General features: G+C 59.2%; 14 protein-coding genes. 8 read left to right on the top strand and 6 right to left on the bottom strand.

Going from position 1 to position 15,430, the window contains the following annotated elements; genetic code table 11:
• Positions 1-11: 11 nt before the first annotated feature.
• The 3 genes from ubiB to ubiE are packed head-to-tail and all read right to left on the bottom strand — an operon-like array spanning position 12 to position 3,087.
• Positions 12-1,661, bottom strand: a complete 1,650-nt coding sequence (gene ubiB, locus DIT72_RS03120) for a ubiquinone biosynthesis regulatory protein kinase UbiB (protein ID WP_135953729.1) — start codon at positions 1,659-1,661, stop codon at positions 12-14.
• Positions 1,658-2,296, bottom strand: a complete 639-nt coding sequence (locus DIT72_RS03115) for a ubiquinone biosynthesis accessory factor UbiJ (RefSeq protein ID WP_135953728.1) — start codon at positions 2,294-2,296, stop codon at positions 1,658-1,660. The genes ubiB and DIT72_RS03115 overlap by 4 nt, the downstream gene beginning before the upstream one ends.
• A complete protein-coding gene (gene ubiE / locus DIT72_RS03110) occupies positions 2,296-3,087 on the bottom strand; it encodes a bifunctional demethylmenaquinone methyltransferase/2-methoxy-6-polyprenyl-1,4-benzoquinol methylase UbiE (RefSeq protein ID WP_135953727.1) in 792 nt (263 codons plus the stop codon). The genes DIT72_RS03115 and ubiE overlap by 1 nt, the downstream gene beginning before the upstream one ends.
• Positions 3,088-3,201: 114 nt before the next feature.
• Here ubiE and DIT72_RS03105 point away from each other — a divergent pair, with 114 nt between their 5' ends.
• Positions 3,202-3,480 carry a polyhydroxyalkanoic acid system family protein gene (locus tag DIT72_RS03105; RefSeq protein ID WP_135953726.1) on the top strand — a complete coding sequence of 93 codons (279 nt, stop codon included), beginning with the start codon at positions 3,202-3,204 and terminating at the stop codon, positions 3,478-3,480.
• 15 nt (positions 3,481-3,495) lie between these two features.
• On the opposite strand, the gene DIT72_RS03100 is transcribed toward DIT72_RS03105, so the two are convergent.
• Complete coding sequence (locus DIT72_RS03100) at positions 3,496-4,245, bottom strand: FFLEELY motif protein (protein WP_135953725.1); 750 nt, start codon at positions 4,243-4,245, stop codon at positions 3,496-3,498.
• 70 nt (positions 4,246-4,315) lie between these two features.
• Positions 4,316-5,239 carry an alpha/beta hydrolase gene (locus tag DIT72_RS03095; RefSeq protein ID WP_135953724.1) on the bottom strand — a complete coding sequence of 308 codons (924 nt, stop codon included), beginning with the start codon at positions 5,237-5,239 and terminating at the stop codon, positions 4,316-4,318.
• Positions 5,240-5,539: 300 nt separating this feature from the next.
• Here DIT72_RS03095 and DIT72_RS03090 point away from each other — a divergent pair, with 300 nt between their 5' ends.
• From DIT72_RS03090 to DIT72_RS03075, 4 genes are all read left to right on the top strand, one after another.
• Complete coding sequence (locus DIT72_RS03090) at positions 5,540-6,934, top strand: WS/DGAT domain-containing protein (RefSeq protein ID WP_135953723.1); 1,395 nt, start codon at positions 5,540-5,542, stop codon at positions 6,932-6,934.
• A gap of 183 nt (positions 6,935-7,117) precedes the next feature.
• A complete protein-coding gene (locus tag DIT72_RS03085) occupies positions 7,118-8,221 on the top strand; it encodes a porin (protein WP_135953722.1) in 1,104 nt (367 codons plus the stop codon).
• A gap of 263 nt (positions 8,222-8,484) precedes the next feature.
• On the top strand, positions 8,485-9,654 hold the full coding sequence (gene nosP / locus DIT72_RS03080) for a nitric oxide-sensing protein NosP (RefSeq protein ID WP_168355036.1): 1,170 nt from the start codon (positions 8,485-8,487) through the stop codon (positions 9,652-9,654).
• Positions 9,632-11,893: a hybrid sensor histidine kinase/response regulator gene (locus DIT72_RS03075; protein WP_135953720.1), complete on the top strand. Its 2,262-nt coding sequence runs from the start codon at positions 9,632-9,634 to the stop codon at positions 11,891-11,893. The genes nosP and DIT72_RS03075 overlap by 23 nt, the downstream gene beginning before the upstream one ends.
• A 67-nt stretch (positions 11,894-11,960) precedes the next feature.
• Here DIT72_RS03075 and DIT72_RS03070 read toward each other — a convergent pair whose 3' ends face one another.
• On the bottom strand, positions 11,961-12,638 hold the full coding sequence (locus DIT72_RS03070) for a response regulator (RefSeq protein ID WP_135954713.1): 678 nt from the start codon (positions 12,636-12,638) through the stop codon (positions 11,961-11,963).
• A gap of 285 nt (positions 12,639-12,923) precedes the next feature.
• On the opposite strand from DIT72_RS03070, the gene DIT72_RS03065 reads away from it, so the two are divergent.
• Genes DIT72_RS03065 through DIT72_RS03055 form a run of 3 tightly spaced genes read left to right on the top strand, consistent with a single transcriptional unit; the run spans position 12,924 to position 15,374 of the window.
• Positions 12,924-13,937, top strand: coding sequence for an ABC transporter substrate-binding protein (locus DIT72_RS03065; RefSeq protein WP_135953719.1), 1,014 nt, complete (start codon positions 12,924-12,926; stop codon positions 13,935-13,937).
• Complete coding sequence (locus DIT72_RS03060) at positions 13,934-14,710, top strand: ABC transporter permease (protein ID WP_135953718.1); 777 nt, start codon at positions 13,934-13,936, stop codon at positions 14,708-14,710. Before DIT72_RS03065 ends, DIT72_RS03060 begins: the two co-directional genes overlap by 4 nt.
• The gene (locus DIT72_RS03055; protein WP_135953717.1) at positions 14,703-15,374 is read left to right on the top strand and encodes an ATP-binding cassette domain-containing protein; all 672 of its coding nucleotides are present in this window, start codon (positions 14,703-14,705) and stop codon (positions 15,372-15,374) included. The genes DIT72_RS03060 and DIT72_RS03055 overlap by 8 nt, the downstream gene beginning before the upstream one ends.
• Positions 15,375-15,430: the final 56 nt, after the last annotated feature.

The following is a 15,430-nucleotide window of genomic DNA, read 5'->3' as shown; positions in this document are numbered from 1 at the left end:
TATGACTTCCATCAGTTTTTTCGTCCGCTGCCAGCGATCAGCCAGGTAGCTGCGGCCAACAACACCCAGCCATGGGCCGGCATGGTCTGTGCGATGGTCACCAGGTCATGGTCGATACTGAGCCAGGCCACTCCAGCCAGTGCCGCTGCGGCCAGTCCGCGGCGCCAGCGCCGGTCCGCACGGGCACGGTTCTCGCGAATGAGTTCCAGTGTAGCGCGGCTGGACTGGTCGTTGGAGCCCGAATTGCGAAGTTGCACCAGGGCGTCGTGGACCAGTTGGGGCATTTCCGGAGATTGTTCGATCCATGCCGGCAGGTGGGACTGCAGGGACTTGATCAGGCCGGAAGGCCCGATACGTTTACGCATCCAGGTTTCCAGAAATGGCTGCGCGGTGCTCCACAGGTCCAGGTCCGGATAGAGCTGGCGCCCCAGCCCTTCAACATTCAGCAGGGTTTTCTGTAGTAGCACCAGTTGTGGCTGCACCTCCATGTTGAAGCGCCGGGCAGTCTGGAACAGCCTTAGCAGGAAATGACCAAAGGAAATGTCCTTCAGCGGCTTTTCAAAAATCGGCTCGCAGACAGTGCGAATGGCGGCCTCGAATTCATTGACCTTGGTATCCGGGGGGACCCAGCCGGACTGGATATGCAGCTCCGCCACCTGGCGGTAGTCGCGGCGGAAAAACGCCAGCAGGTTGCGGGCCAGGTAGCTCTGGTCGTCCGGGGCCAGGGTGCCAACGATGCCGAAATCAACGGCGATGTATCTGGGATCCGCCGGGTTGCTGACATCCACAAAAATATTGCCGGGATGCATGTCGGCATGGAAAAAGCTGTCCCGGAAGACCTGGGTGAAGAAGATCTCGACGCCTTTTTCCGCCAGTACCTTCAGGTTCACACCGGCTTCCCGTAGCGCGGTAACATCAGCAATGGGGATGCCGTAGATGCGCTCCATCACCAGCACCGACTTGCGGGTGTAGTCCCAGTCAATGGACGGGATGTAAATCAGCGATGAATTCTCGAAATTGCGGCGCAGCTGACTGGCATTGGCGGCTTCCCGTTGCTGGTCCAGTTCGTCGTGGATGGTGGAGTCATAATCCGCCACCACTTCCACCGGGTGCAGGCGCCGGCCTTCCGACCAGTACCGTTCCAGCAGACCGGCCATCATGTACAGCAGTGCCAGGTCCTGGCGGATGACCCGTTCGATGCCGGGGCGTATGACCTTGACAACCACTTCTCGCCCATCCCGCAGAGTGGCGGCATGAACCTGAGCTACCGAGGCGGAAGCCATGGGCTCGCGGGAAAACTCCGCAAACAGGTCTGCCACCGGTGCGCCGAGGGATTTTTCGACGATGCCCTGGGCGACCTCACCGGGGAATGGAGGGACCTTGTCCTGCAGGTTTTTGAGCGAGAAGGCCATGTCGTCCGGTAGCAGGTCGCGGCGGGTGGAGAGGATCTGACCGAACTTGACGAACACCGGTCCCAGTTCCTCGAAGGCCAGTCGCAAGCGGTCACCCCGGTCAAGCTTCGGTTGCGGAAACAGGTGCCAGGGTGCCAGCAGGAAAAACAGTTTCAACGGGAGTGGCAGTTCCGCCAACGGCAGAAAGATATCCAGCCGGTAACGGCAGAATACCCAGGCAATGCGGAACAGGCGTTGCAGGCGCGTCACGGCGTCTCCGGCGGGTCTTGTTGATTGGTTTTTTCCAGCCGTTCGATCCTGGCTTCCAGGCGTTCGGTCTGCAGGTTCAGCCGATCGATATCCGTGAAGGTGGCCTCAAGCTCCCGGCGGCCGGGCAGGCTCTGGCTTTCCTCGTGGATGTATTCTTCGATATTGGCGTTCAGGGACCTGAAGGCCTGCCGGCTCCAGGCCAGGGCGCCGCGAACACGCTGGCCGATGAAGTGGGCCGGCACATCGCCGGTATAGGCGGCCATGGCCGCTTCCCAGTCCGGATCGAGCTGGTCGATGGCGCGCTGGAACTGGTGCGCCAGAGCGGTGTCACCGGTAACCTGGATTCGCCCTTCAGTGAACACCCGGTCATCGCCGGTAGCCAGGGCGGCAAAGGCCATGGGCCTGCCAGTCAGCATCAGTGCCGGTGATTCTGCGGCCTGGCTGGCAACCTGTACCCGGCCCCCTGCCTGCTGCAGTACCAGCGTAAGGTTGACCGGCAGTATTGAAAACTGCACCGGACCGGTCAAGGCAGCCATCAGTGCCTGCTTTCCGGCCGGGTCCAACTCCAGAGCGCGGTTGAGGGCGCTTTCGACGATGGCTGTGACGGCAGACAGCAGGGTAGGGCCGGGAAACATCAGGGCTTTATTCCCACATGCAGGGCGACCACGCCGCCGGTCATGTTGTGGTACTTGCAGTTCACCAGGCCGGCCTCTTCCATCATGCTCTTCAGGGTGTCTTGGTCCGGATGCATGCGGATGGATTCGGCCAGGTACTTATAGCTGTTGGAGTCGCCTGCGATCAACTGGCCCATCAGCGGCAGGGCGTTGAAGGAATAGACATCGTAGGCTTTGCTGAGCAATGGATTCCTGGGTTTGGAAAACTCCAGCACCATCACCTTGCCACCGGGTTTCAGCACCCGTGTCATATCCCGCAAAGCCTGGTCCTTGTCGGTCACATTACGCAGGCCGAAGGCAATGCTGACGGCGTTGAAACTGTTGTCCGGGAACGGCAGGTGTTCGGCGTCGGCCTGGACGTATTCAATGTTGCCAGCGTAACCGCGGTCCATTAACCGGCTACGGCCAACCTGCAGCATGGAGGCGTTGATATCGGCGAGAACGACCTTGCCAGTGGGCCCGACAAGGTCGGAAAACTTCATGGTCAGGTCGCCTGTGCCACCGGCAATGTCGAGCACCTGATGGCCTTTGCGCACACCCGAAAGCTCAATAGTGAAGCGTTTCCAGAGGCGGTGGATTCCCATGGACATGAGGTCATTCATCAGGTCGTACTTGCCCGCCACCGAGTGGAACACTTCCGCTACCTGGCCCGCTTTCTGGCTTTTGGGCACATTGCGGAAGCCAAAATGGGTGACGTCGTCTTTTGGTGCCTCTGGCTTGGGCTGGTTGGCAGATGGTTGCTGTTCGCTCATGGCTGGGTCCTGTCAGAATCTGAACCCCGTATTCTAACGCCTGCGGGGGTGGCTACAAGTTTAATGCCGCCTTACACTGTAAAACGTACTTTAATTTCCGGAGAAACCCGATCCATGTCCGTCATTGATGTCCATCGTGCCCATTCCCTTGATAAAGATCATGCCCGCCAGGCGGCGGAAACCCTGGCCCGTGACCTGTCAAAACAGTTCGATGTGAATTACCAGTGGGAAGGAGACCATCTGAAATTCAAGCGCAGCGGGGTGAAGGGACACCTTAATCTCACCGGCAGCGATCTCCATATCCATCTGGAACTGGGGATGATGCTACGGCCGTTCAAATCCCGCATTGAGCAGGAAATCCATTCCCAGCTGGATCAGATTCTGAAAGCCTGAAGCGGCTTATGCCGTTTAAAGGTCATCCGGCAGATCAAACGGCTCCGGGTGGCCCTTCAGTATGTTGTCCATCACCTTCCTCTCCCGTGTAACCAGGCGGTCGATCAGCAGCTCGACGTCATCCATCTTGCGGAAAGCGGAATAGCCCCGGTGCAGAAAGCTGTGCAGGTCGCTGAGGTTGGCCATTTCCGCCGGCGCACGGCCCATGGCCAGTAGCCAGCCGAAGGTGCGGTTGCGAACGTAGCGGTCCAGCTGTTGCCCCACCTCTGCTACCAGGGTGATCTGTCGCTCACGGTGCTCCATGCGCTGGCTGTTGCGGAAAACCCGGCAGTAGTCTTCCCTGGTCAGGGATTCAGGAGCGAACCCCTGATTATGGCAGAGTTCGGCCAGTTCCAGGTCCAGTTGCTGGGTGATCAGGTTCAGTTCCACCAGCCCGGCAAACGTGTCCAGAAGGTTGTCCGGCAACCACTTCACCATCTTCGGAAAGACCCGGTCGATGTTGTCATCGCGGTGGGTCATGCCCGCCGGGGCATACAGATCCGTAAGCAGGAATTCCAGGCCGGTATGGTATCCGGGGTGCCGGTACAGGTCCGCATGGGTGGCTTTCAGCCGTTCCGCCTGCCAGTCCGCAATCAGGAAGGTGTGTTCCAGCAGGGGATGGGCGGCCTTGTGCTGGCGGAAATCATGGTAGTCCAGCAACAGTTGCTGCAAGCGGCGGGCGCTGTCGGAATGGGCGCTGGTAGCGACGAGGCGCTCACGATACATGGGGGGCTCCAACTAAACCTGCGATAGAAATACGCCAGTCTAACGGAGCTGAAGCCTTTGTGCAGCAAACTCAGCCCTGGGCGGCTGCTGGCAGGGTTTCAAAGCCGGGTACCCATTCCTTGCTGTCGAGAGTGATGAAGTGACTGGGCGCCCCGGTTTCGACAATGCGCATTGTGGTGGGGCTCTGGCGCGCACTGGCCAGCATGGCGTGGCGATCGAGGATGCGATCCACTGCGGGGATCAGGAAAGTACCGTAACGTACCTTGTCATAGACACTGGCGTCTGTTCGCTCCATCCAGGCCAGCAGGTCCTCTATGTTACGGACGATGGTCAGGTGGTCCCTGGTAGCGGAGAACAATTTGCCAAGCAGCTGCCTCTTGCGTGGATTCATCTTGCCGAAAAAGGTCTGGCCGTATGCAGAGGACGGAGCACTGTTGATCAGGCGGATCAGCCAGGGCCACATGCCATGACTCACCGGCTCCAGTATCGCGGTCACCAGGGCAGACAGCCGTCCCTCAGGGAGCACCGGTGCTTCCAGTACGACTTCCACGTGTTCAAACAGCTCCGGCCGCTGATTGATGGCCTCCAGAATAACCGCTCCACCGCGGGAATGGCCGTGCACCCGGATATTGTCAGTACCTGGCAGGTTGGCCAGCGCCTGATTGAGAATGCAGGCGTCATACTCAATAGTGCCGTCCAGGTGTTTGATGGGCGCTTCCCACTCCGGCGACTCGGGTGTAACGCCATTGACCGGGATGTGATAGTTGCTGCAGGTGAGCAGAATCAGCTCGGTAGTAGGTGCCTCGTAGGCCTGGGTGAAGTAGCAGTGGTTCTCCAGAAAACCGTGGACGCCGATAACGGTCTGCTCCGCCTTGCCGCTGTGGTTGCGAACGGAGACGGCACCGGTACCGACACGGTAGACCCGCCCCGAGAACATTTCGGAGTAGGCGCTTTCAATCGGTTTTATCAGTTTGCGTACATGGCTCGCTTTCATGGCTGTTCTCCTCCAGCACCCGGTATCTGCCTTTTATTGGTTTTTATCGGTGCAGGTCGTTCAGTGGTACCGCCTTATGCCGCTGCATCTCTTGGCACTGGTTACCAGGGTTTACGCCTCCGGTTGCCTGATAACCATTTCATCAATCGTTATTACCAGTATAGAGCGGAAAGGTTACCTCCGTGTAACTTTTTGTAAGTGCGTGACGCGGGGACCTTATATGGAGCCATCAGTGCTTGTCTGGCACAATGCGTGGTCATTTATTCAATTCTTGCTGCATTGACCCGGGGACAGACAGATTTGAGTCAAAAGGAAGCGCATCTGCTGTTGCCTGCGGATTCAGCCTGGCTGGCCCTGGAGCGCCCGCAAAACCCCATGACCATCACGGTCATGCTGAGGGTGGAAGGACTGACGGGCGCCCGCTTGCTGGAATTTCTGCGTATCTACTGGCTGGCCTGGGAGCGTTTTCGTTTCCTGCCCGTGCGGCGTACGCCGGGCTGGTGGTGGGAAGAGGACCCGGTATTCTCGCTTCATCACCACCTTGAAGTGGTTCGCGGCGAGTTTGACCAGCAGGCACTGCAGGACTGGGTGTCTGCCCGGCTGAACCAGCCCCTGCCCGCTTACCGTCCGCTCTGGAAATTCTGGCTGCTTCCCGATGCCCGGGGTGGCGCCGTGCTGCTGTTGCGAATGCATCACTGCTACGCCGACGGGGTCTCTCTTCTGGGCATGTTTGAACGCCTGTGCCCGCCTTCACCGCAGCAGGCGCCTGTGCTCTATGGTGCGCGGGAGGAGGCGGACTGCGGCTGCTGGTCGCGGGCCGCCAATGCCTGGCTGCGGGAACTGACTGCCAGCGGGCTGCCACGCGCTGACGTGGCAGAGGGCGGCGACATTCCGGGCAACGGTGGCTCATCCCGTCGCAATGCCCTGGAACGGGCAACCCGGAAAAGCCTGAAGCTGGTGAATGAATTCAGCCAGTTCATGATGGAGCCTGAAGACACCGATTCATGCCTCAAGCGTCCACTGCTGGGCCGACGCCAGTGCCGATGGTCACCCCCGGTGGCACTGGATCGTTTCCGCCGCATTGCCGCGGTCACCGGTGTCACCATCAACGACGTGCTTCTCAGTTGCGTGGCCTCGGCCATCCGCAAGCGGCTGGTGGCTGACAATGCCGATATCGATGAGGCGGTGCTCCATGCCGCTGTGCCCGTGGATATTCGCAGTCGTCTTCCGGAGGATATCAAGCCGGAGCCTGGCACACTGGGTAACTATTTCGGAACCGTGTTCGTACCATTGCCGGTGGACGGCGAAAGCGCGCTGGAACGGCTATTCCGTATCAAGCATGAAACCCGCAAACTCAAGAAGAGCTGGCAACCGGGACTTTCCTGGGCGCTTGCCGGCAGTGCCTCGCTGATTCCGGAGATCTGGCGACAGCCGGTGGCGGATCTGTTTTATGGCAAAGCCAGTGTGGTGGTTTCGAACGTGCCCGGCACTCAGGATGAACGATATCTGGCCGGTTGCCGTATCCTGGAGCAGATGTTCTGGGTGCCCCAGGCGGGCGATATCGGGCTTGGCGTCAGCATTGTCAGTTATGCCGGCCAGGTCCAGTTCGGCATTGTCGCTGATGAAGCCGTGATGGCTGATCCTGAGAGCTTCCTGGACGATTGCCTGCAAGAGCTCGATCGCTTTCCTTCCTGACTGGTATTAATCCCAAAGTCCTGTTTCCAACGCCTCCTAAAAGATCAGAAAACCTGCTCCCTTGGCGCATTTTGCACTTCCTCTGCTTCGCCGATCATCGAATTCAGGCGAGAGAGTGCGCCTGAGACACGGGTAGTCACCCGTTGCTCAACACCCAGATTCAATAAAAAAACCGGGGGAGTTATGAACAATAACAATTTCAGAAAGTCAGGGCTTGCTCTTGCGATGGCGGCTGCCATGGGGGCAAGTGCGGGGGCTGATGCAGCCATTGAACTGTACAGTGAGGCCGGCACCCGTTTTTCCGTAGACGGCTACTTTAACGCATTTTATGTGAACCGTGACGACAAGCTGAACGATGTCCGCAATTCAGACGTCAAGATGGGTTTCCTGCCCAACACTATCGGTTTCAATTTCAGCAAAGAGATGGGCGACCTGACCCTGGGTGGGCGATCCTCATTCTGGACCACCATCAATGACAGCCTGCAGTCGCCCACTGATACTGCCATCGATGTGCGTCAGTTTTACGCTACCGTGGATGGGTCTTTTGGCCAGGTGCTGATTGGTAAGGACTTTGGTCTGTATGCCCGTTCCAACATATTCCTTGACGAAATCCTCATGGGCTTCGGCTCCCCGGGTGCGGCAACCGGCGTTTCTTTCGGTAATATCCGCACCGGCTATCCGTATCCGAATCCGTCAGCCCAGATTACCTACCGGACTCCGGATATGGGTGGCCTGAATGTGGCTGTTGGTATTTTTGAACCTGCCAATACCACACCTGGTGCCGAATCCGAGCAGTCAGCGCCCCGTTTTGAGGCAGAGGTTGCTTACGCAGCCGATCTCAATGGCGTGGCGTTGACCGGTTGGGTGAATGGTCGTCACCAGAGCTCTGAAAATTCAACCACGGAAGTGGACAGCCAGGGCTTGGGCTATGGTCTTAAAGCATCAGTGGCGGGTTTTTCACTGGCAGCCTCCGGCTTTACCTCCGAGGGTGATGTGCCTGTGCTGATCTCCGATGCGGCCCTTGCTTCGGAAGAGGATGCCGATGGTTATCTGGTACAGGGTTCCTACACCCTTGGCGCCAACCGGTTCGTGGTTTCCTATGGCGAAACGGATTCCGACCAGGGCAATTTCGAGACCGAGAATACCTCCGTTGCTGCGTTCCACAACGTAAACAGCAACTTCAAGCTGGTCGCGGAATACAACATGTTCGAGCAGACCACAAAGTCCACCGGCGCCGATGCCGCAGAGTTCGACACCCTGGCGCTGGGTGCGGTCATCACCTTCTGACCGTATTTTGATGAGGGTGTTTGCTGAGGGAAGGCATCAAACGCCGGCATGGATTCGGGGCGTTCGGGGTCTTTCCTAAGACTAAAGTGCCGGTTTGCGTCCCTGCAAACCGGCAGCGCTGGCAGGCATTGATTCAGGAGGCATTTTAATCAATGGCTTACGATCATTTTGGCGCGCCCATTAAAAGCACTGAAGTCGCATTGGCTGCGTTTGCAGAAGCCGTAAAATCGGTACAAAGACACCCGGTTGCGGAGCGCGCATTCATGAAGCCAGCCACCACCCTGCCTGCGGTCAGGGTAGCCAGTTCCAACGCACGCGATCCGATGCTGGCCGCCGGCAACCTTGCCAGCCAGCTCAGCCACGATAATCTCGGTTGTGTACTGTTTTTCTGCTCTGCTGAATACGATCTTGCGCGCCTGGGGATTGCATTGGAGCAGGTGTTTTCAGGTATTCGGGTCAGTGGCTGCACCTCTGCCGGTGAAATTACTCCGGAGGGTTATGGCCGGGGCTGCATCACTGCCATCGGCTTCGATAGCCGCTATTTTTCCATCGACTACGCACTGGTCAGCGAACTGGACAGCTTTTCGCTGCAGGACGCCCAGGGTGTGATCGACGGCCTGCTGTCTACCTGCCGCGATGCACGCCTGGCACCGATCAGGGGCAACACATTTGCCATCACCCTGCTGGATGGTCTGTCGAGCCGGGAAGAACTGGTGCTTGCCACCCTGAACGCCGCTCTGGGTACTATCCCCCAGTTCGGTGGCTCCGCCGGTGATGATGAGCGCCTGGCCAATACCCATGTATTTTTTGACGGCCGCTTCCACACCGGGGCGGCGACGGTGATGCTGGTCAATACCCCGCTGGATTTCCGGGTTTTTTCCACACACCACATGGAGGCCCGAAGCGAGAAGCTTGTGGTCACCCGTGCTGATGCCAAAAGCCGCACCGTATACGAACTGAATGCCGAGCCGGCAGCAGAAGCCTATGCCCGCGCCGTTGGCGTGACAGTGGAAGAACTCGACCGCAAGGTCTTTGCCCTGCGGCCCATGGGGGTCCGGATTGGGGGCCACTATTTCGTGCGTTCTGTGCAGCGGGTCAATGCGGACGGGAGCCTGACTTTCTACTGTGCTGTGGAAACCGGCATTGTGATGACGGCCATGGAGCCGGGATCCCTGCTGGACAGCGTTCGCACCCAGATTGAAGCTTCCGAGCGGGTGGTCGGCCCGCCGCTGGTCACCATAGGCTGTGACTGTTTTCTCCGCCGCCTGGAGGCGGAATTGACCGGTGTGGTGGATGAGGTGTCCGAGTTCCTGCGGCATCACAAGGTTATCGGCTTCAACACCTACGGTGAACAGTTCGATGGCATGCATATTAATCAGACATTTACGGGGGTGGTGATTGGTCAGCCTGATGTCGGTTACGGAGACAACTGACGCCGCCCCTGAAAGCCGCAGGGAGCAGCGTATTGCAGAGCTTGAGGCGGAGAACGAACGCCTCCGGAAAATCCGCGACGCCCTGATCGTCCGGGTGGAATCCGGCTCGGCCCATAAACCGGAGCCCTATGCGCTGTTCGAACATTCGGTGGTGCTGGCCGAGCAGGTGCGTGAGCGTACCGAAGCGCTCAATCAGACCATGGACGATCTCAAGGGCAGCAACAAGGCCCTGAATCGCGCCCGTGAAGAGGCTGAAACCACCCGTCAGCGCCTGGTGGATGCCGTGGAGAGCATCGCCGACGGTTTTGTACTTTTCGATCAGCAGCATCGGCTTATCCAGTGCAACAGCCGCTTTCGCAGCTATTGGAAATACTCCGGCCTTGAAGTTCCACCATCCGGCACTTCCATCGCCGAAGTGAAGAAGCGTGCGATCGGCTCCGGGCTGATTGTGGAAGAGCATGCCAATGCCACCTCGGAAGGGGTGGTGTTTCTTTTGTCCAATGGCCGCTGGGTCCAGATGACGGAAAGACCGACCCGTGAAGGGGGTCTGGTGGTGCTGTACTCGGACATCACCGACGTCAAGAACAGCGAGATGGCCCGCCGTATTCAAGCGCTTGAGGAAAGCGAGCGCTGGATACGCGTGATCACCGACCATGTGCCGGCATTGATCGCCTATGTTGGCGCAGATATGACCGTGCAGTTCTGCAACAAGGTCTACGAAGACTGGTACGGCCGCAATGGTGACTCCCCGTTGGGCAGGCATCTGTACGATATTCACCAGCCGGAGCTTTACCGGCGCCTTCTGCCCCATATTCAGGAAGTTTTGAAAGGTAGCAGCGTCAACTTTGAATTCGAGGAAACCAACGATACCGGAGAGACCCGCTATATGCTCCGGGCCTATGTGCCGGACGTAAACGCAGAGGGACAGGTTACCGGTTTCTTTGTACTGATCCGGGATATCACCGACCGTCGCAAAACGGCCCTTGCTCTTGAGCAGGCCTATGACGACCTGGAGCGGCGGGTCAAGGAGCGCACTGCTGCCCTGACCGGGCTCAACGACCAGTTGCGGCAGGAAATCGATGAGCGCGCTGCTGTCGAGGCCCGGCTGCGGGACGCCAAGATGGATGCCGAGCGCGCCAATCTGTCCAAGACCAAGTTCCTGGCAGCGGTCAGCCATGATCTCTTGCAACCCCTGAATGCCGCCCGTCTTTTTACCAGCGCCTTGCTTGAACACTCCTTCGGCCCCAAGGCGGAAGGCCTGGTGCGGTCAGTCAGCACCTCTCTGGATGACGTGGAAAACCTGCTGGGCACTCTGGTGGACATCTCCAAGCTGGACGCAGGCGTTATCAAACCGGACATCATGGCCTTTGACCTGCGGGACCTGCTCAACAACATCGCCCGCGAGTTCCGTCAGATGGCCATGACGGAGGGGCTGACCCTGGACTTCGTGCCGTCATCCGCGGTGGTGGAATCAGACTCCCAGTTGTTGGCGCGTATCCTCCGCAACTTTCTGACCAATGCCATCCGTTACACCGGCAAAGGGCGAATCCTGCTGGGGTGCCGTCGGCAGGGGGATCACGTGCTGCTGCAGGTGTGGGATACCGGCCCGGGCATTCCCCAGGACAAGCTGAGCGAGATTTTCCAGGAGTTCAAACGCATCCGCCCGGCCGGCTCACAACCCGACAAGGGCCTGGGTCTGGGCCTGGCAATCGTGGACAAGATTTCGCGGATTCTCGGGCACCAGGTGACCGTGCAGTCCGTGGAGGGAAAGGGCTCAGTGTTCAGCGTTAAAGTACCTGTCGGACGGTTGCAGCCCAGGAGGCGAATACAGGATGAAAACCGGCTGGTCTCAACCGACAACGGTCTCGGTGGTGCCATGATATGGGTGATTGATAACGACCACGCCATCTGCCAGGGCATGCAGACACTGCTGGAGGGCTGGGATTGCCAGGTGGTTTCCGCCGTTTCCCTGGAAGATCTGGAGCGCCAGCTTGATCCGGCCCATAGCCCGGTGGACCTGATTCTGGCGGACTATCACCTGGACAACGACGAGAACGGCGTGGACATAGTGGCCAACATCAACGGCCGCCGCCATTGCCCAGTGCCGGTGGTGATGATTACCGCCAATTACACCAATGAGTTGAAACAGCATATACGTGAATTGGGGTACGTGTTGATGAACAAGCCGGTCAAGCCGTTGAAGTTGCGGAGTGCGTTGAATCACCTGTTGAGGGGGTGATGTTTCCGGGGGATTGTCGGATTAGCCGAAGGCGTAATCCGACAAACCAACTCACGTGAAGGAAATACTACCGCTTCAAATACTGGCTGAAATCCACATCACTCGCCGAAAGAATGGCCTGCACCCGGTTATGAACCCCAAGCTTGCGCAGTATCGCCGACACATGGGCCTTCACGGTGGTCTCGGCAATATTCAGGTTATAGGCAATCTGCTTGTTGGACTCACCCTTGGACATGCGCTCCAGCACCAGCAGCTGGCGGCGGGTGAGGGAGTTCAGCAGTTCCGGTGAAATGGGGTTGTCTTCATTGCGGTTGCGGCGGGTGGTGCTCTCTTTGCCGGTACGGATAATGTCGGAGGGCAGGTAAACGTTGCCATTGAGGATCTGCTGGATGGCTTCGGTCATCTGGGCCCGGGGCGAGGATTTGGTAATAAAACCGCAGGCGCCATAAGTGATGGCTTGAAGCACAACCTGCTTGTCTTCCTCTGCCGACACGATCACCACCGGGATGGTGGGCGCTTCGTTACGAAGGGAAATCAGGCCGTTAAGGCCGTGCATGCCGGGCATGTTCAGGTCCAGCAGGATAAGGTCCAGGTCATCGTTTTCCCGGGTGATCTCCAGGGCGCTGTCCAGGTCCGCGGTTTCGATGATTGTGCTGCCGGTGAATCCTGAGGAAATGACGCTGCTGATGGCTTCGCGGAAAAGCGGATGGTCGTCGGCGATGAGAATTTTGTAAGCCGGCTCCATGGATGGCTCCACCTGTTTGTTGTCATTATCCGGCGCTGTTTCCGATGCATTATAGCGCTTTTGGGAAGAGAGTGCGGCATCGAGCTCTTTAAGCATAGCGGCCTCCTGAACAGAGAATCCCGGAATCGGAAGCGATCCTCTGGTTATTATTGTGATGGTTTCATTACACGCTATCTGCGCCTCAGGTTGAATGCGACCATCGCACCAAAAAAGAGGCACCAAAGTACTATTCTTGCGCGGCAGCGGGCTTCGTATCGTGGAGGCATGAATCAACGACGAATAACAATGCCTGCTTCTGATCGATACGCTGCCAGGGGCCACTTTTCCTGGTTGGCAGCTCCCGTCCTGTTAGTTGTATTTATAGTTGCAGGATTTGCCCACGCCAGTGATGCCAGTGATAAAAGCCCCGCACCTCTGCCGGCGCTGTCGATCAGCGTGCTGCAGTTCGGCACCGCCCACTGGGAGCTGGACCACATCCTGCACCGGGGGCTGGACCGCCACAATGGCTACCGTCTCGAACTGAAACTGGTTGCCAATCTCCCGGCCTCCCGCCTCGCCGTGACCAGTGGATCGGTGAACGGCGCTGTGGCCGATCTGCTGTGGGCACAGTCCCGGTTTCAGGCGGGCACACCCTATCTCTATGTGCCGTTCTCGTCCCAGATTGGCGATATTGTGGTGCCGGAGGGCTCTGGTATTCGCTCTGTGGCTGACCTTGCCGGCACGCGCATCGGCGTTGCTGGCGGACCGGACAGCAAGGGCTGGATCCTGCTCCGGAAGGTCGCGGGGCAGCAGGGGATCAGCCTGGATGACGCCGCCGAGGTTCAGTTCGCGGCGCCGCCCCTGTTGAGCCAGGCCCTGAAACGGCGCAAGGTGGATGCGATTGTCACCTACTGGCATTTCGCGGCCCGCCTGCGGGGCGAGGGTGGCTGGCGCTCCGCGTTCGGAATGGCCGACCTGTTGACCGCCATGGATCTGGACCGGAACCTGCCGGTGCTGGGATATGTGTTTCCGGCGGGCTGGGCGGAAGATCACCGCCCGCTGATGGATCGCTTTGCAGCGTCCCTGAACCAGGCGAAAGTGGAACTGGCGGAAGATGATTCGCACTGGCAGCGGTTGCGGCCGCTGATGGGCAAGCCGGATGAGGGCATATTCCAGGCCCTGAAGGACGGCTTCATCGCCGGCACACCAGCACCACTGACCGATCAGCGGATAGCCGATCTGCATCGTTTGCTGGCGCTCACCGGCGCCGATTCCGACAACCTGATGCCGGCCCGCCTGCTCTACCGGAGGCAGCCGTGAGCCAGAGCTCAGATCGCCCGCCGGCCTGGAGCTACTGGGTGGTCCTGCCCTCGTTTGTGCTGCTCTGGGCCGTGGTTGCCTGGCTGCTCAAATCGCCGCTGCTGCCCACCCCCCTCAACGTGCTTGATACCCTGATGCGGGAATCCGCCTCCGGCGAACTCTGGCACCATCTCGGCGCGACCCTGGGGCGCGTTGTCGTGGCCTTTATCCTGGCGATGCTGCTGGGGACCGCGATTGGCGTCGTCATGGGCCGCTTCAGAACCACCAACGCCCTGTTTGATCCCATGCTGGTGTTGCTGCTCAACCTGCCGGCCCTGGTCACCATCATCCTGATGTACGTCTGGTTCGGCCTGGTGGAGGTGGCCGCGGTGATGGCCGTGGTCATCAACAAGGTGCCCAATGTCGCGGTCACCGTCCGTGAGGGCGCCCGCAGCCTCGACTATCGCCTTGAAGAAATGGCCACCGTCTACGGCTTTACCCGCTGGCAGCGGTTTCGCGAGGTCTGGGTGCCGCAGCTGTTTCCCTACCTCATGGCCGCCACCCGCGGCGGGCTGGCCCTGATCTGGAAAATCGTGCTGGTAGTGGAACTGCTGGGCCGCTCCAGCGGTGTCGGCTTCCAACTGCACATGGCTTTCCAGGTCTTCGACGTGGCCGCCATTCTCGCCTACAGCCTGGCGTTCATTGCGGTGGTTCAGCTCATCGAACTGGCCATCCTGCAGCCCCTGGAACGCCGCTCCAGCCGCTGGCGTCAGCCGGAGGTGGCCCATGCTTGAGCTGCGGATCGCCGGGCGCAGCTTCAGCCAGCCGGTGCTGGGGGAAGTCTTTGCCACCATAGAGCGGGGCGATCGCATCTGCCTGCTGGGGCCGTCCGGGATTGGCAAAACCACCCTGCTGAACGCCATCGCCGGGCTGGACAAGACCCTTTCCGCAGAGGCGATCATCGGCCGCGAAGCACTGCGGGTCGGGTACCTGTTTCAGGAGCACCGGTTGCTGCCCTGGCGGACCTTGACTGCCAACCTTCAGCTGGTTGGTGCAACCGCGGAGGAAGCGGAAGCCCACCTGGCCAGCGTGGGGCTGAAGGGGTATGGCCACTACCTGCCCGACCAGCTCTCCCTGGGCATGGCGCGGCGGGCGGCGCTCGCCCGTTGTCTTGCCGTGAAGCCCGATCTGTTGTTGCTGGATGAACCCTTTGCCTCGCTGGATCCGGTGATGGCGGGTGAGTTGAAGACGCTTATTGCGGGGATTCTCGATACCGATCCCGGGATGGCGATGATCTGCGTGACCCATGATGGGGGTGATGCGGAGATTCTGGCGAACCGGTTGTGGTATCTGGATGGCAAGCCGGCGCGATTGCAGTGGGATGACAGGGTTGGTGAGCCCGGACTTATCGATAGTTTGTTAGGGCGGCTTCGTCAGTTGGATCCTGCGGATTCCTGATCTGGTGTAAGACGATTAGCGGGCAGGGCTTTCCAAAACACGCTCAAGCACGTCCA

Source organism: Marinobacter orientalis (assembly GCF_004792665.1).
Classification (GTDB): Bacteria; Pseudomonadota; Gammaproteobacteria; order Pseudomonadales; family Oleiphilaceae; genus Marinobacter; species Marinobacter orientalis.
The sequence above is the reverse complement of the archived record's forward strand: the minus strand, read 5'-3'. Positions and strand labels throughout refer to the sequence as shown.